Annotated in this window: 17 protein-coding genes and 1 pseudogene; 10 read left to right on the top strand and 8 right to left on the bottom strand. The window is 65.6% G+C overall.

Features of this window, described 5'->3' with window-relative positions:
• Positions 1–20: 20 nt before the first annotated feature.
• Both rpoZ and folK read right to left on the bottom strand, forming a co-directional pair.
• On the bottom strand, positions 21–374 hold the full coding sequence (gene rpoZ, locus LZ585_RS13105; RefSeq protein WP_234853975.1) for a DNA-directed RNA polymerase subunit omega: 354 nt from the start codon (positions 372–374) through the stop codon (positions 21–23).
• 71 nt (positions 375–445) lie between these two features.
• Entirely contained in the window at positions 446–1,045 is a 600-nt protein-coding gene (folK, locus tag LZ585_RS13100) for a 2-amino-4-hydroxy-6-hydroxymethyldihydropteridine diphosphokinase (RefSeq protein WP_234853974.1), read from the bottom strand.
• A 93-nt stretch (positions 1,046–1,138) separates the two neighbouring features.
• Between folK and LZ585_RS13095 the strand changes: the two genes are divergently transcribed.
• Positions 1,139–1,690 (top strand): LabA-like NYN domain-containing protein, encoded by a 552-nt coding sequence (locus LZ585_RS13095; protein WP_234853973.1) that lies wholly within the window; start codon positions 1,139–1,141, stop codon positions 1,688–1,690.
• 72 nt (positions 1,691–1,762) lie between these two features.
• Here the strand turns inward: LZ585_RS13095 and LZ585_RS13090 are convergent, their stop codons facing one another.
• Together LZ585_RS13090 and secG are read right to left on the bottom strand one after the other, a co-directional pair.
• Positions 1,763–3,406, bottom strand: a complete 1,644-nt coding sequence (locus LZ585_RS13090) for a CTP synthase (RefSeq protein WP_234853972.1) — start codon at positions 3,404–3,406, stop codon at positions 1,763–1,765.
• Positions 3,407–3,560: 154 nt separating this feature from the next.
• On the bottom strand, positions 3,561–4,037 hold the full coding sequence (secG, locus tag LZ585_RS13085; RefSeq protein WP_234853971.1) for a preprotein translocase subunit SecG: 477 nt from the start codon (positions 4,035–4,037) through the stop codon (positions 3,561–3,563).
• A 257-nt stretch (positions 4,038–4,294) separates the two neighbouring features.
• Between secG and ispH the strand changes: the two genes are divergently transcribed.
• The 4 genes from ispH (at position 4,295) to LZ585_RS13065 (ending at position 7,010) form a co-directional block, all read left to right on the top strand.
• Complete coding sequence (ispH, locus tag LZ585_RS13080; RefSeq protein ID WP_234853970.1) at positions 4,295–5,251, top strand: 4-hydroxy-3-methylbut-2-enyl diphosphate reductase; 957 nt, start codon at positions 4,295–4,297, stop codon at positions 5,249–5,251.
• Between the two features lie 64 nt (positions 5,252–5,315).
• A complete protein-coding gene (locus LZ585_RS13075; protein WP_234853969.1) occupies positions 5,316–5,921 on the top strand; it encodes a glutathione S-transferase family protein in 606 nt (201 codons plus the stop codon).
• Complete coding sequence (gene rnhA / locus LZ585_RS13070) at positions 5,914–6,381, top strand: ribonuclease HI (RefSeq protein ID WP_234853968.1); 468 nt, start codon at positions 5,914–5,916, stop codon at positions 6,379–6,381. Before LZ585_RS13075 ends, rnhA begins: the two co-directional genes overlap by 8 nt.
• Complete coding sequence (locus tag LZ585_RS13065; RefSeq protein WP_234853967.1) at positions 6,378–7,010, top strand: trimeric intracellular cation channel family protein; 633 nt, start codon at positions 6,378–6,380, stop codon at positions 7,008–7,010. The genes rnhA and LZ585_RS13065 overlap by 4 nt, the downstream gene beginning before the upstream one ends.
• Here the strand turns inward: LZ585_RS13065 and LZ585_RS13060 are convergent.
• Positions 7,007–7,408, bottom strand: coding sequence for a group III truncated hemoglobin (locus LZ585_RS13060; RefSeq protein ID WP_234853966.1), 402 nt, complete (start codon positions 7,406–7,408; stop codon positions 7,007–7,009). The genes LZ585_RS13065 and LZ585_RS13060 overlap by 4 nt on opposite strands.
• Positions 7,409–7,528: 120 nt before the next feature.
• On the opposite strand from LZ585_RS13060, the gene queF reads away from it, so the two are divergent.
• Complete coding sequence (gene queF, locus LZ585_RS13055) at positions 7,529–7,990, top strand: preQ(1) synthase (RefSeq protein WP_234853965.1); 462 nt, start codon at positions 7,529–7,531, stop codon at positions 7,988–7,990.
• On the opposite strand, the gene LZ585_RS13050 is transcribed toward queF, so the two are convergent.
• Positions 7,987–8,811: a DUF6635 family protein gene (locus tag LZ585_RS13050; RefSeq protein WP_234853964.1), complete on the bottom strand. Its 825-nt coding sequence runs from the start codon at positions 8,809–8,811 to the stop codon at positions 7,987–7,989. The two genes, queF and LZ585_RS13050, sit on opposite strands and share 4 nt — an antisense overlap.
• Positions 8,812–8,942: 131 nt before the next feature.
• On the opposite strand from LZ585_RS13050, the gene ileS reads away from it, so the two are divergent.
• From ileS to LZ585_RS13030, 4 genes are read left to right on the top strand one after another with little or no spacing between them, the layout of a single operon-like run.
• Entirely contained in the window at positions 8,943–11,924 is a 2,982-nt protein-coding gene (gene ileS / locus LZ585_RS13045; RefSeq protein ID WP_234853963.1) for an isoleucine--tRNA ligase, read from the top strand.
• 50 nt (positions 11,925–11,974) lie between these two features.
• Positions 11,975–12,199 (top strand): DUF3253 domain-containing protein, encoded by a 225-nt coding sequence (locus LZ585_RS13040; protein WP_234853962.1) that lies wholly within the window; start codon positions 11,975–11,977, stop codon positions 12,197–12,199.
• A complete protein-coding gene (gene mgrA / locus LZ585_RS13035) occupies positions 12,192–13,229 on the top strand; it encodes an L-glyceraldehyde 3-phosphate reductase (protein ID WP_234853961.1) in 1,038 nt (345 codons plus the stop codon). The genes LZ585_RS13040 and mgrA overlap by 8 nt, the downstream gene beginning before the upstream one ends.
• 59 nt (positions 13,230–13,288) lie before the next feature.
• On the top strand, positions 13,289–13,702 hold the full coding sequence (locus tag LZ585_RS13030; RefSeq protein WP_234853960.1) for an OsmC family protein: 414 nt from the start codon (positions 13,289–13,291) through the stop codon (positions 13,700–13,702).
• Here the strand turns inward: LZ585_RS13030 and LZ585_RS13025 are convergent.
• Both LZ585_RS13025 and arsC read right to left on the bottom strand, forming a co-directional pair.
• Positions 13,699–14,679 (bottom strand): annotated as a pseudogene (locus LZ585_RS13025) (hypothetical protein). The gene LZ585_RS13030 and the pseudogene LZ585_RS13025 sit on opposite strands and share 4 nt — an antisense overlap.
• On the bottom strand, positions 14,679–15,035 hold the full coding sequence (gene arsC, locus LZ585_RS13020) for an arsenate reductase (glutaredoxin) (protein WP_234853959.1): 357 nt from the start codon (positions 15,033–15,035) through the stop codon (positions 14,679–14,681). Before arsC ends, LZ585_RS13025 begins: the two are co-directional and overlap by 1 nt.

Here is a 15,035-nt window from a genome sequence, read left to right as displayed (position 1 = left end):
AGACCCCTGTTTTCCCGGCTTTAACGCTGGTTCGCTTCCAGCATCATGCGCAGCATCCGTTCCTCGGATTCCTCGTCGGCGGGACGAGGGCGATCCACCTCGGCACCCAGCAGCAGGGCCATGGCGTCTTCTTCCGGCTCATCGACCTCGATCTGGGTTTGGGTCGATTCGATCATCCGCTCGCGCAGATCGTCCACCGGCTGCGTTTCCTCGGCGATTTCGCGCAAGGCGACGACCGGGTTCTTGTCGTTGTCGCGGTCAACCGTAGGCTGGCTGCCGGCGGTGATTTCACGGGCGCGATGCGAGGCCAGCATCACCAGATCAAAGCGGTTCGGGACTTTGTCAACGCAGTCTTCAACCGTTACGCGGGCCATGTCTCACCTGTGCAGTTGCGAATCAGATATCCGGGGCGAAACCGAGGTTCTGAACGCCATGAACAGAATTGTCAAGCATTGGCCAAGCCGCTGCCATGTGCAAGCGGCGTCATGCCCGCCAGGGCATCGGGTCCAAGTTCCGCTAGCATCCGCGACACCGGCTTTCCGGTCAAGGGGTGGCGCCAGCCGGGTGCGATCTCGGACAAGGGGGCCAGCACAAAGCCGCGATCCCCCATCCGGGGATGGGGCAGGATCAGCCGGTCGGGTGCCAAGACCCGCTGCCGGTCCGAAGGCAGGTCCATCCAGTGGCGCAAGGTCGCGGTGTCAGGCAGGATCAGGTCGTCAAGGGCGATCAGGTCCAGGTCCAGAACCCGGGCAGACCAGCGGCCGGAGCTGCGGTCGCGCCCAAAGCGCGCCTCGATCCCATGCAGGCGGTCCAGCAGATCCTGCGCGGCAAGGCTTGTGCGGATCGCCGCGGCTGCATTGGCGTATTCCGGTCCCGATCCCGGCGGAAAGGCGGGCGTGCGCCAGATGCGGCTGATCGCCGCTATTGAAATATCCGGTTCACCGTGCAAGATCGCCAGGACATCGCAAAGGGTCCGGGCCGCGTCGCCCGCGGCGGACGGCAGGTTCGCGCCCAGGGAAACGATACCGAAAGACAAGTTTTCCATAGGCACCTGTTCGTTCTATGAAGACCTGTGGCGAGGCCATTGCGCACGCATCGCCCGCGTGTTGAACGAACAGTCTCATTGAAGGCAACAGGAATGTTTTACAAGGACGATCGCTTGGCGATCTTCATCGACGGAGCCAATCTCTATGCCTCGGCCAAGGCCTTGGGATTTGACATCGATTACAAGCTGTTGCGGCAGGAATTCGACCGTCGGGGCAAGCTGATGCGCGCTTATTACTATACCGCCCTGATGGAGGGAGAGGATTATTCCCCGATCCGTCCGCTGGTCGATTGGCTGCATTACAACGGTTACTGCGTGGTGACAAAGCCTGCCAAGGAATACACCGACACCATGGGCCGGCGTAAGATCAAGGGCAACATGGACATCGAACTGACCATCGACGCCATGCAGCTTGCCCCCCGGCTGGACCATGCGGTGATCTTTTCCGGCGACGGCGATTTCCGCCCCCTGATCGAGGCGTTGCAGCGCCAAGGCGTGCGCGTGTCGGTCGTGTCCACCATCCGCAGCCAGCCCCCGATGATCGCCGACGACCTGCGCCGTCAGGCCGACAACTTCATCGAACTGGATGCGCTGCGCGATATCGTGGGGCGACCGCCGCGCGAACAGCAACCGGCAGAGGGCTGAGAACTTGTGCCCGGCCTTTGCCTGAAAGGCCGGGTATCGTCAGGATATTGTCTGGCAAGGCAAAGCCCTGCTTCAGACCAACCGTCCTTCTTCCATCGCCGCCCGGACGAAGCCTGCGAACAGCGGCGCGGGTTCGAACGGCTTTGACTTCAACTCGGGATGGGACTGCACGCCGATGAACCAGGGGTGGTCGGCATATTCGATCACCTCGGGCAGCTTGCCGTCGGGCGACATACCGGAAAAGCACAGGCCCGCCTGTTCCAGCTGCTCGCGGTAGGTCGCGTCCACTTCATAGCGGTGGCGGTGGCGGTCCTCGATTTCGACAGCACCGCCGTAAACCTCGCTGATCCTCGAATCGGGGGCCAGGATGGCGGTATAGGCACCCAGCCGCATGGTGCCGCCCTTGTCGTCCGTCACCTTGCGCTGCACGGTATAATTGCCCTGCACCCATTCCTTGAGGTGATAGACGACCGGCGTGAAGCGGGTCTTGCCCGCCTCGTGGTCGAACTCCTCGGATCCCGCGTCGGGCATTCCGGCCAGGTTGCGGGCAGCCTCGATCACCGCCATCTGCATTCCCAGACAGATGCCCAGATAGGGCACCTTCTTCTCGCGCGCGTATTTGGCGGCGGCCAGCATCCCTTCGGTCCCGCGTTCGCCAAAGCCGCCGGGCACGATGATGCCGTGGTATCCGTCCAGCAGATGCGCGCCTTCGCCTTCCAGCTTTTCGCTGTCCACCCAGTCGGCACGCACGCGCACGCGATTGGCCATGCCGCCATGGGTCAACGCCTCGGAGATGGATTTGTAGGCGTCCTCTAGCTGGGTGTATTTTCCCACGACCGCGATGTTCACCTGGCCCTCGGCGTTCTCCAGCCGGTCCATCACGTCCTCCCATTTCGAGAGATCCGGACGCGGGGCGGGGCTGATGGCAAAGGCGTCCAGAACGGCGCGGTCCAACCCCGCGCGGTGATAGGCCAGCGGCGCCTCGTAGATGGTCTTCAGGTCATAGGCGGGGATCACGGCGTCCGGGCGGACGTTGCAGAATAGGGCGATCTTGGCGCGTTCCTTTTCCGGGATGGGGTGTTCGGACCGGCAGACCAGCACATCCGGGGCCAGACCGATGGATTGCAGTTCCTTGACGCTGTGCTGCGTGGGCTTGGTCTTCAACTCGCCCGATGCTGCAAGATAGGGCAGCAGGGTCAGGTGCATCAGGATGCATTGGCCGCGCGGGCGTTCATGGGTGAACTGGCGGATCGCCTCGAAGAAGGGCAGTCCCTCGATGTCGCCCACCGTGCCGCCGATCTCGCACAGCATGAAATCGACCTCGTCGTCGCCGATGGCAAGGAAATCCTTGATCTCGTTCGTGACGTGGGGGATCACCTGGATGGTCTTGCCCAGGTATTCGCCCCGCCGTTCCTTTTCCAGCACGTTCGAATAAACGCGGCCGCTGCTGATGCTGTCGGTGCGGCGCGCGGAAACGCCGGTGAAGCGTTCGTAATGGCCCAGGTCCAGGTCGGTTTCCGCGCCGTCGTCAGTGACGAACACCTCGCCATGTTCAAAGGGCGACATGGTGCCGGGATCGACGTTCAGATAAGGATCCAGCTTGCGCAGCCTGACCGTGAAGCCCCGTGCCTGCAGCAACGCGCCCAGTGCCGCCGAAGCCAGGCCCTTGCCAAGCGAGGACACGACGCCGCCGGTGATGAAGATGTAACGCGCCATGAAGGCCCCCGTGATTTCGCAAATTCCGAATGGCTGCGGACCGTCGGACAGCCAGCATCACGGGATCCGAGATATAGCCGATTCGCCCCGTGGCCGCAAGGAACCGCAAGTTGATGTGGGGGCAGAAAGATGCCGCCCCTAGTTGTTGTGTGGTTCAGTTCGCCGGTGCTTGGGCCGGTGCGGCGGGCGTCGGTGCCTCGGCTGCGGGAGGCGCCACGGGTTCGACCGCGGGGGCCGCAGCCTCGGGCGCGGGGGCGTCAGCCGCCGGGGCGTCGGGCGCGGGCGGGGTCAGCGGATCGCCCGCCGTGCCGGTCGTGGGCGGCGGCACATAAGCAGGCGCCTGCGGCAGCGTGGATTCCTGACGGCTTGCGGGCACGCCCAGCTGGTCCATGATCGAGCTGTTGGACACCTGCCGCGCGGCGATGATGGTCAGCGCGATCGAGGTCACGAACAGCGCGATGCCGAAGATCCAGGTCAGCCGGGTCAGGGCATTCGCGGCCTGGCGCCCGGTCATGACGCCGCCACCGCCGCCGCCCATGCCCAGCCCGCCGCCTTCGGACCGTTGCAGCAGCACCACCCCGGTCAGCAGAACCGCGAGGATCAGATGGATGGTCAGGACGACGTTTTCCACGGCTTTCGGCCTTTCACATTCGGACGCGCCTATCTAGTCACCCGGGCGGATGATGGCAAGCGGAGTGTCCAATGCCCGCGCCGATGATCGGGCGCGCGGGATCCAAGGTCGGAAAGGGGGCCGCGAGGTGCAGATGGGGCGCCGCCCGGGGGCGCGGCGCCTTCTTTCCTGTCAGGAACAATGCTGGCCCTTGTCCTTGCCGCTTTGTGACGCCCGTGCCGCTGGACGAGGGCGGCCTTCCGCGCTACCTCGGGGCCATGGAAAACGCGAAACCGCCCCTGATGCTGTATCTTGTCGCGCCGCGCGGGTTTTGCGCGGGCGTGGACCGTGCCATCAAGATCGTCGAACTGGCGCTGCAGAAATGGGGCGCACCCGTTTATGTCCGCCACGAGATCGTCCACAACAAGTTCGTCGTGGACGGGCTGCGCGACCAGGGCGCGATCTTTGTCGAGGAACTGGACGACGTTCCCGATGACCGCCCGGTGATCTTTTCCGCCCATGGCGTGCCCAAGGCGGTGCCTGCCGAGGCGCGGCGGCGCAACATGATCCACGTGGACGCGACCTGCCCGCTGGTGACCAAGGTCCATAACGAGGCCGCGCGCCATCATGCCGAGGGACTGCAGATGGTGATGATCGGCCATGAGGGTCATCCCGAGGTGCTGGGCACCATGGGCCAACTGCCCCCTGGCGAGGTGATCCTGGTCGAAACCGTCGCCGACGTGGCGACCATCGTGCCCCGCGATCCCGAACGGCTGGCCTTCATCACCCAGACGACCCTGTCGGTCGATGACACGGCGGAAATCGTGGCGGCCTTGCAGGCGCGGTTCCCGGCTATCGTGGGTCCGGCCCGCGAAGACATCTGCTATGCCACCACCAACCGCCAGGCGGCGGTCAAGGCGGTCGCGCACAAGATCGATGCGCTGCTGGTGATCGGGGCGCCGAATTCGTCGAACTCGAAGCGCCTGGTCGAGGTCGGGCGGGCCGCGGGCTGCGCCTATGCGCAGCTGGTGATGCGCGCGGACCAGATCGACTGGCGCGCCATCGACGGCGCGGCGGCCGTCGGCGTCACCGCCGGCGCAAGCGCCCCCGAGGTGCTGGTGAACGAGGTGATCGACGCCTTCCGCGCCCGCTATGACGTGACGGTCGAAATCGTCGAGACGGCGCAGGAAAACGTCGAATTCAAGGTGCCGAAGGTGCTGCGCGAAAGCGCCTGAGGCACGCGCCGGGGGCGCTTCGCCCCCCGGACCCCCCGAGGATATTTCAGCCAAGGCAAAGCAGATGAGACTTTTTTCCATGCCGTCCTCGGGCAACAGCTACAAGGTGCGGCTGCTGCTGTCCCTGTTGGGGCGGACGGTCGAGACGGTCGATGTCGAATACCAGACCCGGGCCCTAGACCACGCCAGGGAAACCGGGCGGCTGCCCTTTGGCAAATCGCCAGTGCTGGAACTGGACGACGGGCGGCTGCTGCCGGAATCGAATGCGATCCTGTGCTGGCTGGGCGAGGGGACGGGGTTTGTCCCTGCCGACCCGTTCGGGCGGGCGGAAATGCTGTCCTGGATGTTCTGGGAACAAAACCAGCATGAAGGCGTGATCGCCGTGCGCGCCGCGCTGCTGACCTATCCCCATCGCCGTGCGCAGGCCACGCCCGACCGGATGGCCGCGCTGCTGGACAGCGGCCACGCCTTGCTGGGGGTGATGGAGGATCGGCTGGCCGCGCGAGACTGGCTGGTCGGTGACGGGGTCAGCCTGGCCGATATCTGCCTTTATTCCTATACCCACACGGCGGGCGAACGCGGCGGCTTTGACATGGCGCGGTTTCCGGCGATCAACCGCTGGCTTGCCCGTGTGGCGGCATTGCCGGGATATGCGGGGCTGGATGGCTGAGCTTTTCGCCTGGACCGATGGCGCGTGCAGCGGCAATCCCGGCCCGGGTGGCTGGGGCGTGTTGATGCGCGCAATGGACGGCGGTACCGTTGTCAAGGAACGCGAACTGGCGGGCGGCGAGGCGCTGACCACCAACAACCGGATGGAGTTGATGGCGGCGATTTCCGCGCTCGAGGTTCTGGCCCGGCCAAGCACCATCACCATCACCACCGACAGCGCCTATGTGAAGAACGGCGTGACCCAGTGGATCCACGGCTGGAAGCGCAACGGCTGGAAGACCGCCGACCGCAAGCCCGTCAAGAACGTCGAGTTGTGGCAGCGCCTGGATGACGCGCAGCGGCGCCACAGCGTGATCTGGGCCTGGATCAAGGGTCATGCGGGCCATCCCGAAAACGAACGCGCCGACGAACTGGCACGCGGCGGCATGGCGCCCTTCAAGCCCGGGAAGGCCGTGGGGTGACGCCGGGCGTCCTGATCCTGCTGCTGGATTATGCCGCGGTGCTGGTCTTTGCGCTGACCGGCGCCCTGGTCGCCAGCCGGGCGCAACTGGATCTGGTGGGCTTTATATTCTTTGCGACCCTGACCGGCATCGGCGGCGGCACCACGCGCGACATGATCCTGAACCGCGATGCGGTGTTCTGGGTGCAGCAGCCCGAACTTATCCTGCTGACATCGGGCGCGGCGGTGCTGGTGTTCTTCACCGCGCATCTGTTCGAAAGCCGCTACAGCCTGATCGTCTGGCTGGACGCATTTGCCCTGGCGGTGGCTGTCCCCGCCGGCGCGGGCGTGGCCCTGGCGGCGGGCGTCAGCCCAATTGTCGTCGTGGCCATGGGTGTCGTGACCGGCACCTTCGGCGGGCTGATCCGCGATGTGGTGGGCAACGAACTGCCCATGGTGCTGAAGCAGGGCGAACTGTATGTGACTGCGGCCTTTGGCGGCGCGGTCGTTGCCGTGGCGCTGATCGGGGTGGGAATGCCCCGACCGGTGGCGCTGATCTTTTGCGGCCTGGTCGTGATCGCCCTGCGCGCCGGCAGCCTGCTTTTGGGGTGGAGCCTGCCGACCTATCGCGCTCGTCCGCCCCGGCGTTAACGCAGGATGGGAACCCCCGTCCGGCGTTCCCGCAGATCCTCGACCCCCATGCGCAATCCGGCACCGATCCGGTGCGCCAGGGCAGACCAGGCACGGGCGGCGTCCGGGGGCAGGGTGCGGCGCAAGGTTTCATCGAACAGCCCCAGCCAGATCGGAAAGTGATCCGCCCGCACATCCCCCGCCTGCATATGCACACGCATCGGATTGCCGTCATAGCTGCGTTCGTACAGGATCGCGTTGCGCCAAAAGGCGGCAATCTTCGCCTCGTGACCGGGCCAGTCGGCGATGTGGCCTGCAAAGACGGGGCCAAGCACCTCGTGTCGGCGGACGGCGCCATAGAAGACGGCGACGACCTGGTCGATCTGGTCTGCGGTGACGTCGAAGCGGGGCGGGATCATGGCAGAGAGGTCCGTTTGGTCAGACCTCATGTGGCGCGGCGGGGGACGCGACGCAAGGGCGCGGTTTGACGCATGGGTTGGCCGCTGCTATCCCCGCGCGCCAGCCCGGAAGGATTTCCCATGACCCATTACACCGACGCCCTGACCCAGCTTGGCGCGAAAGCCGACCTTCCCGCCAGTCCCGGACAGGCGGTGCTGGAACGCGTCCCGAACCCCCAGGCCGACGAGGTTTACGCGGTCCGCTTCACCCAGCCCGAATTCACCAGCCTGTGCCCGATCACCGGCCAGCCGGATTTCGCGCATCTGGTGATCGATTATGTGCCGGGCGAGTGGCTGGTGGAATCCAAGTCGCTGAAGCTGTTCCTGGGCAGCTTCCGCAACCATGGCGCCTTTCACGAGGATTGCACCGTCGGTATCGGCAAGCGGCTGGTGGATGCCATCGCACCGCAATGGCTGCGCATCGGCGGTTACTGGTATCCGCGCGGCGGGATGCCCATCGACGTCTTCTGGCAAACGGGTGCTGCGCCTGCGGGGCTGTGGCTGCCCGACCAGGGCGTGGCGGGCTATCGCGGACGCGGTTAGCGAAGGTTTCGCCACAGCATCAGCATGGCTTCCGACAGGTCGCCCGCCCGCGCCAGCAAGTGTTCGCGTTCCAGGCCCGGTCCGGGCTGGGCGCGGTCCAGCCGGTCCAGCAGGCGCAAGATGCGGCGGCGATGCGTGCCGGCCCAAAGCTGGACCGGATCGGCGATCAGTCCGGCAAAGGTCGTGACCAGGGATCCCGCCACGGCCAAGGCGACGCCGGTCAGCAGGACCTCCCACGGGGACAGTTCCACGGGAAAGGCCCAGTACCAGGCTTTGCCAAGGCTGTCGCCCAGCAGGAAATCGCGGACTGCCGTGGAATGGGCGCGGATCTCGGCCAGCGGACCGGCCAGAGAGATCACGCCCGGCGTCGCGCGGCTGAACAGCAGCCAGCCGCCTGCCAGCACGATGATCGAGGTGGTGATCTCGGACACGGCATTGCGGGTTTCGGCCAGGGCGGCGGCTTCGCGGCGGACGGCGGGGGACGGGGCGTTGGGACCAATGCCCGATGCGTCCAGGTCGGCCACCAGGCGGATCAGGTCTGCCGCGATCACCCGGCCCATGTCGGATGGCAAAAAAACCCGCCGCGCGCCCAGCCAGGCGCCCGCGCGTCTTGCCCCCAGGCGCGGCAGCGCCCAGGCCAGCAGCCGGGTCAGCAGAAAGACCGGCGACAGCATCACGTTGACCGGCGCACGCAACAGATCCCAGCCAAGCGCCGCGCGGTGCAGGCGCAGGCTGCCGCGCGGCCCGTATCGGTCGCGCACGAAGCGCGTTACCGCATCTTTGCGGCGGCGCAGCACATCATCGGTCAGGGTTGCGGGCACGCGGACGGGTTCCTATAGAGGTCGGCATGGAATTTCTGGCGTTCGGACCCCGAATTAGCAACCCGGCGGCGTGAGGTTTCGCGCCGCCGGGTTGCCCGTATGTCCGAACCCTCCGCACCAAGGAAGCCCCGATGGCCGCCGATACCTCTGCCGATCCCGTCACCGCCGACGCCCCCGATTACCGCGACACCGTGTTCCTGCCGCAGACCGAGTTTCCCATGCGCGCGGGCCTGCCGCAGCGCGAACCCGAATGGCTGGCCCGCTGGGAACGCATCGGCATCTATGACCGCCTGCGCGAACGCGCCGAAGGCCGCTCGCCCTTCATCCTGCATGATGGCCCGCCCTATGCCAACGGCCACCTGCATATCGGCCACGCGCTGAACAAGACCATCAAGGACATCATCGTGCGCAGCCACCAGATGATGGGCCGCGACGCGCGCTATGTCCCCGGCTGGGACTGCCACGGGTTGCCGATCGAATGGAAGATCGAGGAGAAGTATCGCGCCGAGGGCCGTGACAAGGACGCCGTGGACGTGGTCGAGTTCCGCCAGGAATGCCGCCGCTTTGCCGACGAATGGATCGACATCCAGCGGCAGGAATTCAAGCGCCTGGGCATTACCGGAAAATGGGACGACCCCTATCTGACGATGGATTTCCATGCCGAGGCGGTGATCGCGGCCGAGTTCATGAAGCTGGTCATGAACGGCGCGCTGTATCAGGGGTCCAAGCCCGTGATGTGGTCGCCGGTGGAAAAGACCGCCCTGGCCGAGGCCGAGGTCGAATACAAGGACCACACCAGCCACACGATCTGGGTGCGGTTTAAGGTATTCACCCATGGAGTCTCTGGCACTGCTGATCCCAACCGTTCAACGATTGAGCAAATTCCGGCAGGACTTGGAGATTTGATCCATTCATCGGTGGTGATCTGGACCACCACGCCCTGGACTATTCCGCAGAACCGGGCAGTCGCTTATAACCCAGCGATTGCCTATGGCCTTTATGAAGTCAGGTCCGTGGCCGAGAATGCGACTGCTCAGGCGGGCGAGACCTTGGTTCTGGCGGACGCGCTGGCAGACAGCGTCATGAAATCCGCGAAGGTCGAGGATTTTGCGCGACTGCGCGATGTGTCGAGTGATGAACTGTCCGGCCTGTCCCTTGCCCATCCCCTGCGCGGCGTCGACGGTGGCGATGGCGAATGGGACTATGACGTACCCCTTCTGCCCGGCGATCACGTCACCGACGACGCGGGTACGGGCTTTGTCCATACCGCGCCCAGCCACGGCGACGACGACTATCAGCTTGGCCTGCGCTTCAAGCTGCCGATGACCTATAACGTCGAACCCGACGGCAGCTATCGCAAGGACCTGCCGCTGTTCGGCGGGCAGGCGATCATCGACGCGGATGGCAAGGACGGGCCTGCCAATGTCAGCGTCATCAAGCAGCTGGCCTATGCCGGCGCGCTGCTGGCCAAGGGCAAGATTAAGCACTCCTACCCTCATAGCTGGCGATCCAAGGCGCCGCTGATCTATCGCAACACGCCGCAATGGTTCGCTGCTATCGACAAGCCGCTGGCCGACGGCATGGGCCAGCACGGCGACACGATCCGCACGCGGGCGCTGACCAGCATCGACAAGCTGGTGAAATGGTGGCCGCAGACCGGGCGGAACCGGATCCATTCCATGGTGGAAAACCGCCCCGACTGGGTGCTGTCGCGCCAGCGGGCCTGGGGCGTGCCGCTGACCTGTTTCGTGCGTCGCGGCACCAAGCCCACCGACAATGACTTCCTGCTGCGCGACCAGCGGGTCAACGACCGCATCATCGCGGCGTTTGAGGCAGACGGCGCCGATGTCTGGTATCGCGACGGCTTCAAGGCCCAGGTTCTGGACGGCATCGTGAACCCGGACGATTACGATCAGGTCACCGACGTGCTGGACGTGTGGTTCGACAGCGGATCCACCCATGCCTTCGTGCTGCGCGACCGGGCCGACGGCGCCCCAGACGGGATCGCCGACGTCTATCTGGAAGGCACCGACCAGCATCGCGGCTGGTTCCAGTCGTCCTTGCTGCAAGGCTGCGCGACCAAGGGACGCGCGCCCTATCGCAACGTGGTGACGCATGGCTTCACCCTGGACGAAAAGGGCATGAAGATGTCCAAGTCGCTGGGCAACACCATCGTCCCGGCCAAGGTGATCGAGCAATACGGCGCCGATATCCTGCGCCTGTGGGTGGCGCAGGCCGATTACACCGCCGACCAGCGGATCGGGCCGGAAATCCTGAAAGGTACCGCCGACAGCTATCGCCGCTTGCGCAACACGCTGCGCTTCCTGCTGGGCGCGCTGGACGGGTTCAGCGATGCCGAAAAGATCGACCCGGCCCAGATGCCGGAGTTGGAGCAGTGGGTGCTGCACCGGCTGGCGCAACTGGATCACGCAGTGCGCAAGGGATACGACCAGTTCGACTTCCAGGGCGTGTTCCAGACGCTGTTCCAGTTCTGCACCGTGGATCTGTCGGCGTTCTATTTCGACATCCGCAAGGACGCGCTTTACTGCGATGCGCCCGGCGACCCGCGCCGCCGCGCCGCGCGGACGGTGCTGGACACCGTGTTCCACCGCCTTGTGACCTGGCTGGCCCCGATCCTGCCCTTCACGACCGAGGATGTGTGGCTGTCGCGCTTCCCCTCTGACGACGACAGCGTGCATCTGCACGACTTCCCGGCCACGCCCGCCGATTGGCTGAACGAGCCTCTGGCCGCGAAATGGGACCATGTGCGCCGCGCCCGCCGCGTTGTCACCGCCGCCTTGGAGGTCAAGCGCACCGACAAGACCATCGGCGCCAGCCTGGAGGCCGCGCCCGTTGTCCATGTCGAGGACGCGGATATGCTGGCCGCGCTCAAATCCATGGATTTCGCGGATGTCTGCATCACCTCGGATCTGTCGCTGACGCTGGACCCGGCCCCGGCCGAGGCGTTCCGCATGGCGGAGACCCCCGGCATCGGCGTGGTCTTTGAACTGGCGGAAGGCGAGAAGTGCCAGCGATGCTGGAAGATCCTGCCCGATGTGGGGACGCACGACCATCCCGGGGTCTGCGCCCGCTGCGACGACGTGCTGGCATGACCGATCCCGGCCCGCGCGGGGAGGATCTTGCGCGGGCCATTCTTGACTAGGTGGGACGGCTGCATCCCGGCACGACCTGCTGTCCCAGCAAAATCGCGCGCGACTTGGCCGCCGACTGGCGGCCGCTGATGCAGCCGATCCGGGATCAGGCCTTGCGGCTGGCGGACCAGGGCTTGCTGAGCATCACCCAGGGCGGAACGCGGATCGCCGGGCCGGATGTCCGGGGACCGATCCGCCTTGGACCCGCCCCATCAACCGAGGACCGCGATGTATAAACCTGCAAGCGACCGTTACGACCGGATGCAATACCGCCGCTGCGGGCGGTCCGGGCTGCTGCTGCCCGCGATCAGCCTGGGGCTGTGGCACAATTTCGGCCATGACACGCCCCACCAGACCAAGCGCGACATCTGCCGCACGGCCTTTGATCTGGGCATCACCCATTTCGACCTGGCCAACAACTATGGCCCGCCCCCCGGCAGCGCCGAGGAGGCCTTCGGGGACATCCTGCGCACCGATTTTGCCGGACTTCGCGACGAACTGGTCATCAGCAGCAAGGCCGGATGGCGGATGTGGCCCGGTCCTTATGGCGAATTCGGAAGCCGCAAATACCTGGTCCAATCCTGCGACCAGTCGCTGAAGCGGATGGGCCTGGATCACGTCGATATCTTCTATTCCCACCGCTTCGATCCCGACACGCCCCTGGAGGAAACCATGGGCGCGCTGGATCATATCGTCCGGTCGGGACGCGCGCTTTACGTGGGCATCAGCAGCTATAACAGCGCCCGCACGCGCGAGGCAGTGGCGATCCTGCGTGACCTGGGAACGCCCTGCCTGATCCACCAGCCCAGCTATAACCTGCTGAACCGCTGGATCGAGCGTGACAGGTTGCTGGACACGCTGGATGATTCGGGCATGGGCAGCATCGTCTTTACGCCGCTGGCCCAGGGGATGCTGACGGGCAAATACCTGAACGGCATCCCTGCCGACAGCCGCGCGGCCCAGGGCAAGTCGCTGGCGCAGGATTGGCTGACGGATGACATGATCCAGCGCCTGAACGGGTTGAACGACCTGGCGGCCGCACGCGGGCAAAGCCTGGCGCAGATGGGGGTGGCCTGGACCCTGCGCGACGGTCGGGTGACCAGTGCGCTGATCGGCGCCTCGCGTCCGTCCCAGGTTACGGATTGCGTCGGCGCACTGGATCGGCTGGATTTCACCGCCGAAGAACTGTCCCGCATCGACGATCTGTCGGCAGGCGGCGATGTGAACATCTGGCGCGGATCGACCGAGGACGCGGGCGAGGGGTAAGGCGACAGGGCGGCCCGTCCCGTGCTAGGCTGGTCCCGGATCAGCCGCAGGGGGCCGCCATGCCTGTTGTCAGCATCAGCCTGATGAACGTTCCGGGGACCGAGGCCGCGGTGGGCTGGGCCGGCACCCATTGCATCATCGCCGACCGTCCCGAGGGCAAGGCGGGGGGCATGGGCCTGGGGTTCAACGGCGCGCAGTTGCTGGCCTTGGCCATCGGCGGGTGCTTCTGCAACGACCTGCGCTATATCGCGCACAGGCGAGGGGTCTCTGTCGCCTCGCTAGCGGTCAAGGTGCATCTGACGATGGAGGGTGATCCGCCAATCGCCACCGGGGCCGAGATGGTGGTGCAATGCGCCATGGATGACGGATCGGACCCGCAGCCCTTGATCGACGAGGCCAGGAACAGTTCGATGGTCGGCTGCTCCCTGCAGCGCGGCATCCCGGTTTCAATTTCGGCAGCACAGGGCGGCTAGTCCCACCACCAGCCGTTCTTTTTCAGCGTCTGCCGGATCGGCTTTTCCTTGGACGGCAGCCCGCCCGCGAACAGCGGCCGCACCTTGTCGCGGCCCTTGCCCTGATAGATTAGCTTCTTGGCCGGTTCCCAATCCCGCAGCCTCTTCTTGATGCGGTTGGGCGCGGTGGCGGTTTCCAGCACGTCCAGCACCGCGTCGGACTCGCGCGCGTAAAGCAGCGGCAGGTTGCGGTAATGGCAGCTGACGGTGCCATCAAGCCTGGCCAACTCAGCACCGGGGCGCCCGCCGCCCAGGCTGTGGATGACCAAGGGCAAGACCACCTGGTCCAGCCAGGGGTTCAGGCTTTGGCAGGCCAGCTCATCGGGTGGGTCGCGGCGCACGGACAATGCCCAGTCCAGGAATCGCTGGGAAAAGGCCGCAGGATCGGGACCGCAGAACCAGCCTGCGTTGAAATACAGATAGCGTTCCCAATGCTCGTCCGGCTGCGACCGGTCCAGGGACGACGCGAAGTCCAGGCCAAAGCGGTCATAAAGCGACTTCCAGATCGCCGCATATCCGGGCCCATACAGCGGCGGTTCCGGCCACGTCCCCTCGCGGCGCATCGATGCTGCGGGGCGATTGCCGAAAGGCACCTGATCCAGGGGGCCGGTGATCAACGTGTCGCTGTCGAAAAAGACAAAGGGGCTGTCGGGGGGCAGGATCGACAAGGCCTAGATCTTGTTGCCGTAAGGATAGGCAGCCCCGGGATGGCGGGCGGCAAAGGGCGTGATCTCGGCCCCCAGGCTGTCCAGCAGGGCGCGGGTATCGTCCCCGATCCGTGTATCATGGCCCGCCCATGCGCCTTCGGGCTGGGGTTCCGCCACGATCAGGCGGCCGGTGAAATCGGGGGCAGCGTGGCGCAGGCTGGCGGCGAAGATGATCGCCTGGAATTCCAGGCGACCGGCCTGGGCCACGATCAGCAGATTCGACGCGGCCATCAGCGTGCCAGCAGGTCGAAGACGGTTTCCTTGGGCCGGCACAGCCGTGCGCCCGCCGGGCCGAAGACCACCGGGCGTTCGATCAGCGCGGGGTGATCCGACATCGCCTGGATCAGCGCATCGTCGGACAGCTTCGGGTCGCCCAGGCCCAGATCGTCATAAGGCGTGTTCCTGCGCCGCAGCAGGTCGCGGGGGGCCATGCCCAGCCGGTCCAGGGCCGCGCGCAGTTCGACAGTCGAAGGGGGCTGCGCCAGATAATCGCGCACCGTCACATCCGCCCCGGCATCCTGCAAGGCTTGCAGCACAAAGCGCGAGGTCGAGCATTTCGGATTGTGCCAGATGGTATAGTCGGACAT

It is taken from the genome of Paracoccus everestensis (assembly GCF_021491915.1).
Lineage (GTDB): Bacteria > Pseudomonadota > Alphaproteobacteria > Rhodobacterales > Rhodobacteraceae > Paracoccus > Paracoccus everestensis.
This window is presented reverse-complemented; position numbering and strand designations above follow the sequence as displayed.